The 16609-nt window shown below is 68.8% G+C and carries 14 protein-coding genes; all 14 read right to left on the reverse strand.

Annotation, left to right across the window (positions count from 1 at the left end):
* Positions 1 to 46: 46 nt before the first annotated feature.
* The 14 genes from OPF83_RS01160 to OPF83_RS01225 all read right to left on the reverse strand — a co-directional run bounded on the left by OPF83_RS01160 (position 47) and on the right by OPF83_RS01225 (position 16558).
* Positions 47 to 2761, reverse strand: a complete 2715-nt coding sequence (locus OPF83_RS01160; RefSeq protein ID WP_264885370.1) for a DNA translocase FtsK — start codon at positions 2759 to 2761, stop codon at positions 47 to 49.
* A gap of 348 nt (positions 2762 to 3109) precedes the next feature.
* Complete coding sequence (locus OPF83_RS01165; protein WP_264885371.1) at positions 3110 to 3763, reverse strand: TIGR03085 family metal-binding protein; 654 nt, start codon at positions 3761 to 3763, stop codon at positions 3110 to 3112.
* Between the two features lie 4 nt (positions 3764 to 3767).
* Entirely contained in the window at positions 3768 to 5975 is a 2208-nt protein-coding gene (locus tag OPF83_RS01170; protein ID WP_264885372.1) for a ribonuclease J, read from the reverse strand.
* Positions 5972 to 6919, reverse strand: coding sequence for a 4-hydroxy-tetrahydrodipicolinate synthase (dapA, locus tag OPF83_RS01175; protein ID WP_264885373.1), 948 nt, complete (start codon positions 6917 to 6919; stop codon positions 5972 to 5974). Before dapA ends, OPF83_RS01170 begins: the two co-directional genes overlap by 4 nt.
* 82 nt (positions 6920 to 7001) lie before the next feature.
* Positions 7002 to 7754, reverse strand: a complete 753-nt coding sequence (thyX, locus tag OPF83_RS01180) for an FAD-dependent thymidylate synthase (protein WP_264885374.1) — start codon at positions 7752 to 7754, stop codon at positions 7002 to 7004.
* 37 nt (positions 7755 to 7791) lie between these two features.
* Positions 7792 to 8244: a flavodoxin family protein gene (locus OPF83_RS01185; protein ID WP_264885375.1), complete on the reverse strand. Its 453-nt coding sequence runs from the start codon at positions 8242 to 8244 to the stop codon at positions 7792 to 7794.
* Entirely contained in the window at positions 8241 to 8720 is a 480-nt protein-coding gene (locus OPF83_RS01190) for a hypothetical protein (RefSeq protein ID WP_264885376.1), read from the reverse strand. The genes OPF83_RS01185 and OPF83_RS01190 overlap by 4 nt, the downstream gene beginning before the upstream one ends.
* 10 nt (positions 8721 to 8730) lie before the next feature.
* On the reverse strand, positions 8731 to 9480 hold the full coding sequence (gene dapB, locus OPF83_RS01195; RefSeq protein ID WP_264885377.1) for a 4-hydroxy-tetrahydrodipicolinate reductase: 750 nt from the start codon (positions 9478 to 9480) through the stop codon (positions 8731 to 8733).
* A 36-nt stretch (positions 9481 to 9516) separates the two neighbouring features.
* Positions 9517 to 10803, reverse strand: a complete 1287-nt coding sequence (locus OPF83_RS01200; RefSeq protein WP_264885378.1) for a pitrilysin family protein — start codon at positions 10801 to 10803, stop codon at positions 9517 to 9519.
* Positions 10804 to 10927: 124 nt separating this feature from the next.
* The gene (locus OPF83_RS01205) at positions 10928 to 13183 is read right to left on the reverse strand and encodes a polyribonucleotide nucleotidyltransferase (protein WP_264885379.1); all 2256 of its coding nucleotides are present in this window, start codon (positions 13181 to 13183) and stop codon (positions 10928 to 10930) included.
* Between the two features lie 361 nt (positions 13184 to 13544).
* Positions 13545 to 13814, reverse strand: coding sequence for a 30S ribosomal protein S15 (rpsO, locus tag OPF83_RS01210; protein ID WP_264885380.1), 270 nt, complete (start codon positions 13812 to 13814; stop codon positions 13545 to 13547).
* A 115-nt stretch (positions 13815 to 13929) separates the two neighbouring features.
* Positions 13930 to 14892, reverse strand: a complete 963-nt coding sequence (locus OPF83_RS01215) for a bifunctional riboflavin kinase/FAD synthetase (protein ID WP_264885381.1) — start codon at positions 14890 to 14892, stop codon at positions 13930 to 13932.
* A gap of 23 nt (positions 14893 to 14915) precedes the next feature.
* On the reverse strand, positions 14916 to 15827 hold the full coding sequence (gene truB, locus OPF83_RS01220; RefSeq protein WP_264885382.1) for a tRNA pseudouridine(55) synthase TruB: 912 nt from the start codon (positions 15825 to 15827) through the stop codon (positions 14916 to 14918).
* On the reverse strand, positions 15824 to 16558 hold the full coding sequence (locus OPF83_RS01225) for a 4'-phosphopantetheinyl transferase (RefSeq protein ID WP_264885383.1): 735 nt from the start codon (positions 16556 to 16558) through the stop codon (positions 15824 to 15826). The genes truB and OPF83_RS01225 overlap by 4 nt, the downstream gene beginning before the upstream one ends.
* Positions 16559 to 16609 lie beyond the last annotated feature (51 nt).

Below are 16609 nucleotides of genomic sequence, written 5' to 3' on the forward strand. Positions count from 1 at the left end.
CTTTTCGGCTGGTACCTCTCAGCCGGACCTTCTCTGCTGGGCCTTCTCAGCCGACCGGGGTCTCCACCGGTGCGTCGAATTCAGCGCCGTCCGCGGGGCCACCCTGACCCGCATCGCCCTCGCCGAACGCGTCCCCACCGTCCTCGGGAGGAGTGCCGCCCTTGATCGTGTACAGCACGGACGCGAGCTCCTCCGGGCGCACGAGCACCTCGCGGGCCTTGGACCCCTCCGACGGCCCCACGATGTCGCGGGTCTCCATCAGGTCCATCAGTCGGCCCGCCTTGGCGAAGCCGACGCGCAGCTTGCGCTGGAGCATCGACGTGGACCCGAACTGGCTCGACACGACCAGTTCCACCGCGGCGAGCAGATCGTCCAGATCGTCGCCGATGTCCGCGTCGATGTCCTTCTTGCCGTCATCCTTGCACTCGGTGACCGACTCGTCGTAGTCGGGCTCCGCCTGGTTCTTGGCGAAGTCCACGACCTCGTTGATCTCCTCGTCCGTGATGAACGCACCCTGCATACGGATGGGCCTGGACGCACCCATCGGGATGAACAGACCGTCGCCCATACCGATGAGCTTCTCCGCTCCAGGCTGGTCGAGGATGACCCGGGAGTCCGTGAGGGATGAGGTGGCGAACGCCAGTCGCGACGGCACGTTTGTCTTGATCAGGCCGGTCACCACGTCCACCGACGGGCGCTGCGTGGCGAGCACGAGGTGGATACCGGCGGCACGCGCCTTCTGGGTGATCCGGACGATCGCGTCCTCGATATCGCGCGGGGCGGTCATCATCAGGTCCGCGAGCTCGTCGACCACCGCGACGATGAACGGATACGGCCGGTACACCCGCTCGCTGCCGGGCGGCGTGGTGATCTGACCGGAGCGCACGCGGTCATTGAAGTCGCTGATGTGGCGCACGCGCGTGGACTTCATGTCCTGGTAGCGCTGCTCCATCTCCTCCACCAACCACGCGAGAGCGGTAGCGGCCTTCTTCGGCTGCGTGATGATCGGCGTGATGAGGTGCGGTATGCCCTCGTACGGGGTCAGCTCCACCATCTTGGGGTCGATGAGGATCAGGCGCACCTCGTCCGGCGTCGCGCGGGCCAGCAGCGACACGAGCATCGAGTTGACGAAACTGGACTTACCCGAACCGGTCGACCCGGCGACGAGCAGGTGCGGCATCTTCGCCAGATCGGCGGTGACGAAGTCCCCCTCGATGTCCTTGCCCAACCCGATGAGCATCGGATTGTGCTTGCCGGCCGTCGCCGGATCGGTGAGGACGTCCGCGAGGCGGACCAGCTCCCGGTCGAGGTTCGGGACCTCGATACCGACCGCGGACTTGCCCGGGATCGGCGCGAGCAGTCGCACATTGTCGGTGGCCACGGCGTACGCGATGTTGCGGTGCAGTGCCGTTATCTTCTCGACCTTGACACCGGGACCCAGCTCGACCTCGTACCGGGTCACTGTCGGACCACGCGTGAACCCGGTGACCGCGGCGTCGATCTTGAACTGCTCCAACACGCCCTGGATGGCTTCGATCATCTGATCGTTGGACTCGCTGCGTGACTTGGGCGGGTCGCCGGCGGTGAGCAGCTTCAAGGGGGGAAGCGTGTAGTCGACACCGCTGAGCAGCTGCTGTTGCGAGTCCAGGCGCTCGGTGTCCGCCTCCGCTGCAGTGTGCGTGGACGGGGTGTTGGACTGAGGAATCGCCGCGGCGTCCACCTCGGCTGCCCGTGCACCCGCAGATGCACCTCCGGCGGGCCGGTTCGGCCGTGCCGCGACGTCCTCCGATCGGCTCGCGCGGGCCGAGTCGCTCCCCCCGCCACGGGGCGCCCCGGCGGCGGACGATCCGGCTGCTGCAGCTCCCGCACCAGCCGCGGCAGCTCCCGCACCGGCCGCAGCAGCTGCACCTGCACCTGCACCTGTCGCTGCTCCCGCGCCTGCAGCCGCCGTTCTGCCGGAGACGCCACGGGTCGGGGCGTCCACGGGAGCCGTCGCACCCTCGCGGGCCGGATCCGCGGTCGGCATCTCGACGGTCGGATCCGTCGACGGACTGTCGGACCAGTCCGCGACCCGACGCCGCTGCGACCGGCGGGTAGCGGGCCGGGGTGACTCCGGCTCCCTGTCCGCCTCACCTGTCTCCGCGATCGGATACGCGGTGGTGGCGTCGTCGTCCCAGTCGAGCTCGTCGTAGTCATCCACGATGTCGCCACTGCCGTCCCAACCGAAGAACTCCCGGACCAGCCCGGGGATCTCACGGGCGGGGCGGCCGACGATCACCAGCGCACCGAAGGCGATGAGGAGATCGAGCAGAGGCACAGTGACATAAACCGACAAGCCCGCTTCGAGGCCGCCCCCGACGATCCGTCCGAGAACTCCCCCGCCCGTGCGCACGCCGACGGGGTCCGCAGGAGAGCCCGACGCGAGATGCCACAGCCCCAGCACTCCGAGTGCGGAGATCATGGTTCCGACGAACCACCGGGAATGGACGTCGGGGCGGGGTTCGCGGGCCATCACGAGTACGCCCCACCCGACGAGCAGCAACGGGAGAAGCGCCGCCGGCGTGCCCACGACGGTGCGGATCCCGGTGTCGATCCACTGTCCGACAGGGCCGGCGGCGCTGAACCACACGGAGCCCGCGAGCACGATCGCGACTCCGACGAGGAACAGTCCGAGTCCATCCCGCCGATGTGGGGGCACGACCTTGTCGTCGTCAGATCCTCCGCCGAGGCCACGGACGCCGTGCCCGACTCCCTTGGCCATCGCGGACCATCCACTCCGCAGACCACGGCCCACGGCGCCGAACGCGCCAGAGGTCCGCTCCGGCGCCACAGACGCCGCACGGGCGCCACCGCGGCCCGTCGCCCGGGCACCGGACTTCGGGGTCGAGACAACTGCACCTCGACGCGAGCTACCACCCCGGTTCTTTTGGGTGGTGGACGTGGTCGACCGTGCTGATCCGGACTTCGACGCGGGGCGTCGGCCGCCGGGGGCACGGGTGGATCGCGTGCTCGAGGTGGATGCCATGGGTGTCACTCTATCGTCTCTAGCAACACCAGTAACAGCAGCCACACGCCGGAACCGCCATGACGTGACGAACGCTACCGCGACCTACACCCGTCGGGACACCGATTCGAGCGCCTCGATCCCTGCTCGCGCACCCGAGATCTCGATATCGACCTCGTTCCTCCCGAAACTCCACAGGAGCAACTCGACAGGATCGGCGATGACGGTGACATACGGCGCCAGTGCGGCGCCCGTCGACACCGGTGCAGCACCTGTGCTCTCCGACGCGGCCGGAACACACAGGTCGATCCGGGCACGGACCTTCCGCAGCTTGGTGCGGGCCACCAGCGTGGACAGGGTCCACAGCCGGTCCAGATCGGCCTGGTCGAGCTCCCGACGGGTCCAGCCGTCGGCCGCCCGCCGCACGTCCTCGTGGTGGACCAGATACTCCGCGGTGTTCGCCAACGTGTCGGCGATCCGCAACGGGGAGTACCACGGGGGGCCGGCCTCGATCTGCTCGAGGAGCTCGGTCCACGGTCGCTGAGCCTCGACGAGGCGGAGCGACTCGAGTCGAGCCGCGAGCGCCGGCACGAGGACTCCCGCCGCCTCCGGGCGGGCCTCCCGCACCACGAGGTGTGCGGCGAGATCCCGCGTGGTCCACCCGTCACACAGCGTCGGCGCGTCGGGACCGGTACCACGCATGGTCTCCACCAGCGCGGAACGCTCCCGACGCGCGAGAGACAGGCCCTCCGACGCCACTCGGTCAGCCCTCCGCGACCGCAGAGGTGATGACGGTCGGCACGATCATCGGCTTACGGCGCCACTTCTCGGACACCCACCGGCCGACCACACGACGCACCGTCTGCGCGAGACGGTACGGATCCGTCTCGCCCTCGCCGGCGAGATCCCACAGGGCGTTCTCGACCAGTTCGACGACAGGCGAGAGTGCACCCGGCTGGTCGGTGAAACCCTTGTCGACGATCTGGGGCTTGCTCACCGGACGGCCGGTACGCGGGTCCACCACGACGGTCGCGATGATGAATCCGTCCTCGCCGAGCACCGTCCGGTCGGCGAGCACCGTGTCACCGACGTCACCGGTCGACAGTCCGTCGACGTACAGGTTGCCGACGGGGATCTGGCCGACGGCGCGCGCTTTGCCGTCGACGAGGTCGACGACGACACCGTTCTGCGCGAGCACGACGTTCTCCTCGGAGACGCCGGTGGCGATCGCGAGAGCCTTGTTGGCGCGGAGGTGACGCCACTCGCCGTGCACCGGCATGGCGTTCTTCGGGCGCACCGCGTTGTAGATGAACAGCAGCTCGCCGGAGTATCCGTGGCCGGAGACGTGGATGTTGTCGTCCCGTCCGGTGACCACCTCGACGCCCATCTGCGAGAGGCTGTTCATGACACCGAACACCGCCTCCTCGTTTCCGGGGACGAGTGAGGAGGAGAACAGCACCGTGTCGCCCTCGGAGAGGTTGACCTGACGGTGCTCGCGCCGCGACATCCGCGACAGGCCCGCCATCGACTCACCCTGGGTGCCGGTGGTCACCACGACCAGCTTCTCCGGCGGCAGCTTGCCGGCGGAGTCCATGTCGATGATGACGCGCGACGGGTCGGTCAGCAGTCCCATCTCGAGCGCGATCTCCATGTTGCGGAGCATGGAACGCCCGTTGAGCGCGACCTTGCGCCCGGCCGCTGCGGCGGCGTCAACGACCGACTGCACGCGGTAGACGTTCGAGGCGAAGCAGGCCACCACCACGAGCTTCTTCGCTTCCGCGATCCGGCGCTGCAGGGCCGGTCGCACACCGGACTCGGACGGGCTGATGCCCGGCGTCGTGGCGTTGGTCGAGTCCATCAGGAGCAGATCGATTCCCTCGTCGCCGAAACGGGACATCTTCGGCAGGTCGGTGGGGCGCTTGTCGGTCGGCAGCTGGTCGAGCTTGATGTCGCCGGTCATCATGACCGAGTTGCTGCCCGCCTTGATCACGACGCCGAGGCACTCGGGAATCGAGTGGTTGACGTCGTAGTACTTGACCTCGAAGGGCCCGAAGTTCGAGATGCTCGACTCGTCGACCTCACGGAACACGGGCTTGATCCGGTGCTCGCGGCACTTCGCGGCGACGAGCGCGAGGGTGAACTTAGAACCGACGACCGGGATGTCGGGGCGGAGCTTGAGCAGGAACGGGATCGCACCGATGTGGTCCTCGTGGCCGTGCGTGATGACCAACGCCTCGACCTGGTCGAGACGGTTCTCGATGTGGTCGAAATCCGGGAGGATCAGGTCGACGCCGGGCTCGGTGGAGCTCGGGAACAGGACACCACAGTCGACGATCAGCAGCTTCGAGTTGTACTCGAAGACGGTCATGTTCCGGCCGATCTCGGAGATACCGCCGAGTGCGACCATGCGCAGGGCACCCTTGCGGGCCTTGGGAGGCTGCGGGAGGCGCACCGTCATGTCGCCGCCCTGCATGGTCTTGACGCCGCCGAAGTCCGCCGTCGACGAGTCGCCACGGCCACGACCACGGCCACGCCCACCGCGGTTACGACCGCCGTTCTGGCCACCGCCGTTGCCGCCTGATCGGCTCCCGCCGTTCTGGCCGCCGGAGCGCTGGCCGCCGCCGTTCTGGCCGCCGCTATTCCCGCCACCGGACGACCCCTCGGACTTCGACGAGGAGCCGCGACGCCCGCGGGAGGTCGACTTCGTCTCCCCCTGGGCGTCCTGCGCTCCCTTGGCACGGTCGCTCTTGCCCTGATGCGGCGCGTCCGCGCCGGCCTTGGACTTCGAACCGCCTCCCTTCGCGCCGTCCTTGGCTGCACCGGACGTGGTGTCCTGCGAGGCGGCGGCCGGGGCTGCGGTCGGCTCGGTGAACTGCACCGCGGTCACAGGTGCCGGTGCGCCCGTGGGTCGACCGGCTGCGCGGCGGGAACGGCCACGGCTGCGGGAGGTGGTGGAACTGTCTTCTGTCATGTAGTGACTCCTGCTCTGTGGAGCAGCGCCGCGAGGGCGTGTCGCTGCTCATCGGTTGGTGGTAACTGCGGGAGACGCGGCACACCGGCCGGGATCCCGAGAAGTTCTAGTGCTGCTTTGGACATCGACACACCGCCGAGCGCCCGTTGGGCGTCGAAGAGTGGAAGGAGTCCGAGGTTGATCTGTCGGGCTCTCTCGACGTCGCCGGAGAGGAATGCCGCACGGAGTTCGACGAGCTGCGCTCCGGCGACATGGCCGATCACGCTGACGAATCCGGACGCTCCCACCGAGAGCCACGGGAGATTGAGTTGATCGTCTCCCGAGTAGTAGACGAGGTCGCAGTGGGACATGACCGTCAACGCGTCGTGGAAATCGCCCTTCGCGTCTTTGACAGCCACGATATTCGGATGGTTCGACAACCCGATGAGGGTGTCGGCCTGGATAGGGACCACCGACCGGGGCGGGATGTCATAGAGCATCACCGGACGGTCTGTGGCGTCAGCGATCGTGCGGAAATGGGCGTCCAGGCCCGCCTGGGTCGGCTTGGAGTAGTACGGGGTGACGACGAGCAGGCCGTGTGCGCCCGAGGCCGCGGCCTGTCGGGCGGCGTGCACGGAATGCGCGGTGTCGTAGGTCCCGACCCCTGCAACGATCGTCGCCCTGTCCCCCACCTCGGCGAGGACGGTCTCGAGGACCGCCGTCTTCTCCGCGTCGGTGGTGGTGGGCGACTCCCCCGTGGTGCCCGATACGACGATTCCGTCGCATCCTGAGTCCACGAGATGTCTCGCGACACGGGCGACGGCTCCGAAGTCGACGTATCCGTCTGCTCCGAACGGCGTCACCATCGCCGTGACAACGGTGCCGAATGGCGCGGGGCGCGCGTGTTCGGTGGAGGACTGGACCGGAGCAGCCGCCCCGGTTCCCCCAGTGGTCACGTGTGTCATGAGGTCCCAGGGTACCCGCTGTAGGGCCCTGATCCCGATTCCGACCCTGCCTTCGGAGGGAGGTCGGGGCGCTCTACCCGGCTCATCCCTCGAGGACGTAGGGGCTGACCGCGATCTCCGAGCCGTCGTCGAGCGTGGCGATCTCGAAGTCAGAGAACACGGCTGGTGCGAGGTCACGGAGTTGGCGGAGGACGTCGATCGCGAGACCGCGGATCTCCGTGTCGGCGTGTTCGGTGGCCCGCATCCCGATGAAGTGTCGCCAGGACCGGTAGTTACCGGTCACGACGATCCTCGTCTCGGTGGCGTTGGGAAGAACCGACCGCGCGGCCTGCCGTGCCTGCTTGTGGCGGAGCATCGGGTTGGGGACGTCGGCGAACCGCTCCTCCAGCTTCGAGAGCATCTCTGCGTACGCCTCGCGGGAGGCATCGGTCGCACGCAGGAAGATCTCGACGAGCTCCGGGTCCTCCGCGATCGCAGGCGGCGGCACGACCTTGGAATCATGCTCGGGAACGAATCTCTGGGACAACTGACTGTAGGAGAAGTGACGGTGCCGGATCAGCTCGTGGGTGCACGACCTGGAAATACCCGTGATGTAGAAGGTCACGGTGGCGTGTTCGAACACCGAGAGATGCCCCACCTCAAGGATGTGCCGGAGATAGCCGGCGTTGGTCGCCGTGCGGGGGTTCGGCTTGTCCCAGCTCTGGTAGCACGCACGACCGGCGAACTCCGCGAGCGCGGCGCCACCGTCGGCGTCCGTTTCCCACCCGAGTTCCTCGGGCGCGGTGAACTGGGTGTGCGCGACCAGACGGACCTGCCGTCGGACGAGCTCGGACATGGTGGAACTCCTTATGCTGTCAGGGCTTCGCGGGGGCTCAGCCGAGAAGATGCGCGGCGACGGTGGCGGCGACCTCTGCCACCCGGTCGAGCTCGTCCCGACCGGGCTCGCCGGTGAGTTGGACGGCCGGGGCGACCGCGTGCAGTCCCCACCCGGTGATGATGCGTTCCACCGACGAGACGGCGCCCGCGGTGTCGTTGTCCCCGTGCACGCACAGCGCGTAGGGGCGCCCCGACACTGCTCCTTCACAGGTGTAGTAGGTGCGATCGAAGAAGTGCTTGAGTGCGCCCGACATGTACCCGAAGTTGGCCGGGGTGAGGAGAACCAGGCCGTCTGCGCGGAGGACGTGATCGTCCGTCGCGGCCAGGGCGGGCACGGTCTCCACGTCGATGCCCTCGAGCTCGGGATGCGCAAGGCCTGTGTCGATCGCCTCGAGGATCCGGCGGAGGCGCGGGGACGGGGCGTGGTGGACCACCAGGACCATGCTCATCGCGCCGCCGCCTGCCCGGACAGTTCAGCCTCGCGCAGCGCGATCGCGGTGCGCATCACCTCACGGGCGCGCACCCGGTCCCCCGCGTGGTCATACGCACGCGCGAGCCGGTAGTTGGTTCGCCAGTCCTCGGGAGAGGCCTGGTACTCGGCGCTGACCCGGTCGAACAGTTCGTCCGCGACCTCGTGCTCGAGCCGCCCGGACGGACGGTGGGGCAGGTCCGAGATGTCGAGTTCGGCTCCCTCGGCGGCGGCCGCCGCCGAGATGCGCTGAAGTTCGAGGCCATTCCGCAGGATCGCCCATGTCGCCCAGGCCCCCACGATCGTGAGGAGGATGATCCCCGCTCCCAGTCCCTTCATCGCGAGATGCTCGGATCCGGCGATCATCGACCATCCGAGGAAGAGCAGGTAACAGAACGCCACGGCGAGGCCGATGGCGGTGAGGACCATCACTGCGGGCTTGACGACTCGATCCACGGTTCTGGTCCTAGATGTCCATGAAGGCGTCGAGACCCACGGTGAGTCCCGGTGATGTGGCGATCTGCCTGACGCCCAGGAGGACGCCGGGCGCGAACGACGTACGGTCGAGGGAGTCGTGCCTGATGGTCAGGGTCTCCCCCTGTGTCCCGAGAATGACCTCCTGGTGGGCGACCAGACCAGTGACGCGCACCGAATGCACCCTCACGCCGTCAACGTCGGCACCACGGGCACCGGCGAGGCCGGTCGAGGTGGCGTCCGGCGACGGACCGAGGCCTGCCTCGGCGCGCGCCGCGCCCATCATCGACGCCGTACGATGCGCGGTACCAGACGGCGCATCGGCCTTGTTCGGGTGGTGGAGCTCGACGATCTCGGCGGAGGGGAAGAACTTCGCGGCCTGTACCGCGAACTTCATCATGAGGATCGCGCCGATCGCGAAGTTGGGGGCTATCAGGACGCCGGTGCCCGGGCTGGCCGCCAATTGCGAGCGGAGGGTGTCGAGCCGCTCGTCGGTGAACCCGGTGGTGCCGACGACCGCATGGATCCCGTGGGAGATACAGAACTCGAGATTGGGCATGACCACATCCGGATGGGTGAAGTCGACGACTACCTCGGCTCCGGAGTCGACGAGGAGCGACAGGGAGTCCCCCTGGTCCACCTCGGCGACGAGCTCCATGTCCTCCGCCTCACGTACGGCCTCGCAGATCGCCGTGCCCACCTTGCCGCGTGCACCGAGCACGCCGACCTTCGTCACCGTCATCGTCTCCCTCTCCGACTTCTCTCGTACCTGCCCAGACTATCCGCCCAGGCGGTCGAGGAGCCCAGCCGCGCCAAGGTCCGGCATGCCGGGGCCGACCGCCGCCAGGCTCCAGGGGGCGACTTCGCTCTCCCAGTACCGGGTCACGTCCTCGGCGGTCACCGCCAGCAGCCTGTTCATCGACGTGGCGACGGGGACGACTGTGTCCCGGTCCAGGAGGTGTCGGCCGATCCTGGTCATCCGGGATAGCGGATCGTCGAGCCCCAGGAGGATCGAACCGGTGAGGTGCCCGACAGCCCGGTCCACCTCGTCGGTGCCGGGCGCGGACGAACGCATCCCTGCCACCACCTCACCGACCTGATCGCACAGTTGTTCCGCCCGCTCGACCGGGCATCCCGCGACCACCGACAGGACCCCGGTGAGCCGGTACTGATCGATCGAGGAGTACACCGTGTAGGCGAGACCGAGTTCCTCCCTGATGCGTTGGAACAGCCTGGAACTGAGGCCACCGCCGAGAATCGCCGTCGCGATCTGCGCGGCTGCGCGGTCCGCATCGTCACGCGCGGGGGTCCGCCGCGCCAGCACGATCTGCACCTGCTCGGAGTCCTCGTCCATCCCGACGAGGACCGGGCTCCGTCCCCACAGTCCGGAAGACCGGGCGCTTGCGCCCGGCTCCGTGTTGGGACCCACGACTGCGGGCAGCGGCCCCTCCGCGATGAGACGTACCAGTGTCTCGTGATCGACCCGACCCGCCGCAGCCACCACCACGTCCCCGGCCCGGAGGATGCGGCGATGGAACTCCAGCAGGGTGTCGGCGTCGAGGGACCGCACCGACTCCTCTGTCCCGATGACCGGTCGGGCCAGGGGGTCCTCCCCCAGGACCGCACACGTCGCGAGCTCGCAGGCCACGTCCTCGGGGTCGTCCTCGCGACCGGCCAACTCGTCGAGCACGACATCTCGTTCCACGTCGACGTCGTCCGGATGGCACCGTCCGTTCGCGACCACGTCGGTGAGCACGCCGATCGCCTCTGCGAGACCAGGTGCGGGGACGTGGACGTGGTAGCAGGTGTGCTCGCGCCCGGTATAGGCGTTGAGGTCACCTCCGAGCAGGTCGATCCGCTCGGACAGTTCGCGTCCGCTCGCCGACGAGGTCCGTTTGAACAGGACGTGCTCGAGGAAGTGCGCGGCACCGTGTTCACCCGGTCGCTCATCGGCGGAGCCGGCGCCCACCCAGATCCCAACGGCAGCACTGTGGCACCACGGTAGGTGCTCCGTCACCACCCGGATCCCGGGGATTGAGCGGTCCACTTCGATCGTGGTGTCCACGCCACCTGCACTCTCTGTTCGACTTCCGACGTGCGGCTCCCATACGGCCGAGGCACGCACCCCGGGAGCCGGGGTGCGTGCCTCGAAGGTGCCGGATCAGATGGTCACGTGATCCGGCGGTGACTCAGTTGTCGGCCTCGGCGTCCGCGGCCTGGTCGGCCTCATCGGAAACCGGGACGAGGCTGATCTTGCCACGGTTGTCGATGTCCGCGATCTCGACCTGCAACTTGTCGCCGACGTTGACGACGTCCTCAACCTTGGCGATGCGCTTGCCCTGGCCCAGCTTGGAGATGTGGACCAGACCGTCGCGGCCCGGCAGGAGCGACAGGAACGCACCGAACGGAGCCGTCTTGACGACGGTGCCGAGGAAACGCTCGCCGACCTTGGGCAGCTGCGGGTTGGCGATCGCGTTGATCTTGTCGATCGCGGCCTGGGCCGACTCGCCGTCGGTGGCGCCGATGTAGACCGTGCCGTCGTCCTCGATGGACACCGAGGCGCCGGTCTCCTCGGTGATCGAGTTGATCATCTTGCCCTTGGGTCCGATCACCTCACCGATCTTGTCCACCGGCACCTTGATCGCGACGATCCGCGGAGCGTGCGGGCTCAGCTCGTCCGGCTCGTCGATGGCCTCGGCCATCACGTCGAGGATCGTCAGGCGGGCCTCGCGGGCCTGCGTGAGCGCACCGGCCAGGACCTCGGACGGGATCCCGTCGAGCTTGGTGTCCAGCTGGAGTGCGGTGACGAACATGCCCGTGCCGGCGACCTTGAAGTCCATGTCGCCGAACGCGTCCTCGGCACCGAGGATGTCGGTCAGCGCGACGTAGCGGGTCTCACCGTCGACCTCGTCGGAGACGAGGCCCATGGCGATGCCGGCCACCGGTGCCTTGAGCGGCACACCGGCGTTGAGCAGCGACAGGGTCGACGCACAGACCGAACCCATCGAGGTCGAACCGTTGGACCCCAGGGCCTCGGACACCTGGCGGATGGCGTACGGGAAGTCCTCGACGCTCGGCAGCACCGGAACGAGGGCACGCTCGGCGAGCGCACCGTGGCCGATCTCGCGGCGTTTCGGCGAGCCCACACGTCCGGTCTCGCCGGTGGAGTACGGCGGGAAGTTGTAGTGGTGCATGTAGCGCTTGCTGGTCTCGGGACCGAGCGAGTCGATCTGTTGCGCCATCTTGACCATGTCGAGCGTCGTCACGCCCATGATCTGGGTCTCGCCGCGCTCGAACAGGGCGCTGCCGTGCGCGCGCGGGACGACTTCTACCTCTGCCGACAGCGCGCGGATGTCGCGCACTCCACGGCCGTCGATGCGGAAGTGATCGGAGATGATCCGCTGCCGCACGATCTTCTTGGTCAGCGACTTGAACGCCGCGCCGACCTCGCCGAGGCGATCGGAGAACCGCTCGGTGAGCTGCTCGAGCACGGCGGCCTTGAGCTCGTCCGTGGCGTTGTCGCGGTCCTGCTTGTCGGCGATCTGCATGATCTCACCGAGCTTGGCCTCGGAGACCTCGGCGACCGCCGCGTAGGCGTCGTCGGCGTACGGCGGGAACAGCGGGAACTCGCGCGGCGTGGTGGGCGCGGCGGTCGCCAGCGCCTGCTGCGCGGCGCACAGCTCGGCGATGAACGGCTTCGCGGCCTCGAGGCCCTCGGCCACGATCGCCTCGGTCGGCGCCTGGGCACCGCCGGCGACCTTCTCGATGACGTCCTCGGTCGCCTCGGCCTCGACCATCATGATCGCGACGTCGGCGGAGTCGCCCGAACCGACAACCCGGCCGGCGACGACCATGTCGAAGACCGCGCCCTCGAGCTGCTCGACCGTCGGGAACGCGACCCACTGACCGGCCGGGTTCTCCGCGGTCGGGATGAGGGCGACGCGCACGCCGCCGACCGGACCGGAGAACGGCAGACCGGACAGCTGCGTGGAGGCGGAGGCGGCGTTGATCGCCACCACGTCGTACAGGTCCTTCGGATCGAGGCTCATGACCGTCACGACGACCTGGACCTCGTTGCGGACACCGTCGGCGAACGTCGGGCGCAGCGGGCGGTCGATGAGCCGACAGGTGAGGATCGCGTCGGTGCCGGGCCGGCCCTCGCGACGGAAGAACGAGCCCGGGATGCGGCCCGCGGCGTACATGCGCTCCTCGACGTCCACCGTGAGCGGGAAGAAGTCGAAGTGCTCCTTGGGGTGCTTGCCGGCCGTGGTGGCGGACAGCAGCATGGTGTCGTCGTCGAGGTAGGCGACGACGGAGCCAGCGGCCTGCTTGGCGAGGCGACCGGTCTCGAACCGGACCTCGCGGCGACCGAACTCACCGTTGTCGATGGTGGCGACGGACTCGAAGACCCCGCCTTCGACCTCTACGGCCGTGATCTGTGACATAGATATTCCTGTCATGTCTGGGATAGGGGCCACGCGGCGGGGGAATCCCGCCGGGGCCACCGGCACGGCACCGCCGGGCTGATCCCGGTACGACCTCGGTCTTCGATTGAAGCGGCCGGTTCCTGCGCCACGCTTGTGCGGGCGTCCCGGATCCGGCAGCCACTACCGAGGACCGCCAATCGGACCTGTCGACCACCCCGGCACTGCGCGCCGGCCGGATATCAGCCTATCAGGGAAAACACCGCGGGTCACCGGAGCGGACGGGCGCGCCGCCCCCGGTGAGCACCGGAGCAGAGACGACGATCCCCGCCCCGGGGGTCCGGGGCGGGGATCGTCAGGAGTACGTGCGAGCGGGGTTCGCTCAGCGACGCAGGCCGAGCTTCTCGATCAGCGCACGGTAGCGGTTGATGTCGACCTTGGCGACGTACTTGAGCAGGCGGCGACGACGGCCGACGAGCAGGAGCAGGCCACGACGCGAGTGGTGGTCGTGCTGGTGGGTCTTGAGGTGCTCGGTGAGCTGCGTGATGCGCGTGGTCAGCAGGGCGACCTGGGCCTCGGGAGAACCGGTGTCGGTCTCGTGCAGGCCGTACTCGGCCAGGACGGCCTTCTTCTCTTCAGTGCTCAGCGCCATGGGGCGTCTCCTCTTTTTTCCAGTCCACGATGGTGAATTGGCCCCGCCGCCGCGGACCACAGGAGGGCCTCGGGAAACGTTACCAGCAGGTGGGACCGCGGCCCCAATCGCCTCGTCAGATACCGAGCACGTCCCTGGTGCGCGTGACGTCGCGCCCCATCGCCACGAGCAGCTCGTCGACGGAGGAGAACTTCTCCATGTCGCGCACGTGGTCCACGAAGTCGACGGCGGCGAGACGTCCGTAGAGGTCGGCCGTTTCGTCCAGGACGAACGCCTCGACACTGCGGGTGGTGTCGCCGAAGGTCGGATTGGTTCCCACGGAGATCGCCGCCGGGTAGCGACGGCCGGGGACGATCGAGCCGTCGACCGGATCGTCGTCGAGCAGGCTGAACCAGCCCGCGTAGACGCCGTCGGCGGGAACGGCCATGTACGGCGGGAGCTCGAGGTTGGCGGTGGGGTATCCGAGGTCGCGCCCGCCCCGGCCGGCGCCGTGCACGACCGGGCCCTCCACGCGGTGCGGGCGACCGAGCATCTCGGCGGCGGCCGCCACGTCGGTCCCGGACAGCAGGCGGCGGATACGTGTGGAGGACACGGTCTCGCCGCCGTCGGAGAGCAGGTCCACGATCTCGCAGGTGATGTCCCGCTCCGTACAGAGCCGGGCCATCGTCTCCGGGGTTCCCGCGGCCTTGCGCCCGAAGGTGAAGTTCCGTCCCACGACCACGGCGCGGCAGTCGAGGCCGTCCACCAGCACGTTGTCCACGAACGCGGCCGGCTCCCACGACGCCATCTCCGCGTCGAAGGGCAGCGCGAACACCGCCTCCATCCCGTACTCGCCGGCCAGTTCGGCACGACGCTCCAGGGTGGTCAGCGCGCTCGGGTGCGAGCCGGGACGGACCACCTCGACGGGATGCGGGTCGAACGTGACGAGCACCGGGTCGGCGCCGAGTTCCCTCCCCAGGTCGACGGCTCGGTCCACCAGGCTTTGATGGCCCCGGTGGAGTCCGTCGAACACCCCGAGGGCGACAGAGGAACCGCCGTCGGGGATCACGATCTCGTCGAACGTCCGCCACAATTGCACGGCGACCACCTTACGCCCGCCGATCACAGGCCCGCAGGCCGCATGACCACGACGGGGGCCGCCCGCCTGCCGGACTCGGAGACCAGAGCCGCGACCCTGCCGTCCGGCCCCACGGCCGCCACCACGCCGGTGTCGCCGCGCGCGTCGAGCCAGCGACCGTGCCGGAGACCCTCGGCCTGCTCCGCGTCGATGTCGCGTCGGGGGAACGCTGCCAGTGCGGCGGCGTCCAGGTCGAGTGAGAGTTCGGGTGTTCCCTCGAGTTGGTCCAGGGTCCGGGCCACGTCCAGTCCGAATGGGCCGACGGCCGTCCGTCGCAGTGCCGTGAGGTGTCCCCCCACGCCGAGCGCCTCGCCCAGGTCCCGGGCGAGCGCGCGGATGTACGTTCCGGTCGAACAGTCGACGACGACGACGAGGTCGATCACCCCGCCGTCGCGCCTTCGCTCGAGCACGTCGAATCGCGACACGGTGACCCGCCGCGACGCGAGGACGATCTCCTCTCCCGACCGCACCATGTCGTACGCGCGCCGTCCCGCCACCTTGATGGCGCTGACCGACGAGGGGACCTGGTCGATCTCCCCCGTGAGCGCCGTGATCCCGGCGTCGATCGCCTCGTCGGTGACCGCAGAGGCGTCGGTGGTCGCAGTGATCTCGCCCTCGGCGTCATCGGTGGTCGTGGCCTGCCCCAGCCGGATCGTGGCCTCGTACGACTTGGTCTCCAGGGCCAGCTGCCCGAGGATCTTCGTGGCGCGCTCGATGCCCACCACCAGCACTCCGGTCGCCATCGGGTCGAGGGTCCCGGCGTGTCCGACCTTGCGGGTGCCGAAGAAGCGGCGCAGGCGACCGACCACGTCGTGACTGCTCATGCCCCCGGGCTTGTCGACGATCACCAGTCCGGGCTGGGGTGCGGGTCGGGGATCGGGTCTGCGCGGTGTCACGACTCCACGGTATCCACACCAGCGGGCCGGAGCACGATCGCCGAGGCCACGAACCCGTCCCGGACCACCCAGCGACCGACGAGCTCCACCAGGTCCGGTCCTCCGTCCGCTGCACTGGGGTCGACGAGGATCCGGGATCTCAGAACGCCGGTGACCACCGTGTCGTCGTCGCCCTTGTCGTCGTCCCGGTCTGGCACCAGGGTGATGTGCGCGTCCTCGAAGCCCAACCACCGACGGGTCAGGGGATACCACGCCTTGTAGGTGGCCTCCTTCGCCGTGAACAGCAGGGTGTCCCAGTGCACCGACGGCATCTCCGCCCCCACCGCACGGACCCACTCGGCCTCTTCGGGCAGCGACACCACGCCGAGCACGCCGTCCGCGAGCGGCGCATGGGGTTCCACGTCGAGCCCCACCGACCGCACCCGGTCCGCCGACCCGAGTGCCGCGGCACGGAGTCCGTTCGTATGTGTGAGAGTTCCCACGACACCCGGCGGCCACACGGGCATCCCGCGGCCCCCTCGGACGACCGGACCGGCCGGCACGCCCAGTCGGGTCATGGCCTCGCGGGCACACGCCCGTGCCCACGCGAAATCGGCGCGGCGGGTCGCCACGGCCTTCGCGATGAGCTCCGCCTCCGCCGGATACAGTGCGGCCTCCACGTCGGCGTCGGACATCGGCAGGTCGGCGTCGGTCACCGTCACCACGTCTCGTGGCACGATCCCGTGGATCATCGTCTCTCCTCCTGCTCCGTCACCGGTCGTCCTGGTCCGTCACCGGTCGTC

Source organism: Dietzia sp. NCCP-2495 (assembly GCF_026011735.1).
Lineage (GTDB): Bacteria > Actinomycetota > Actinomycetes > Mycobacteriales > Mycobacteriaceae > Dietzia.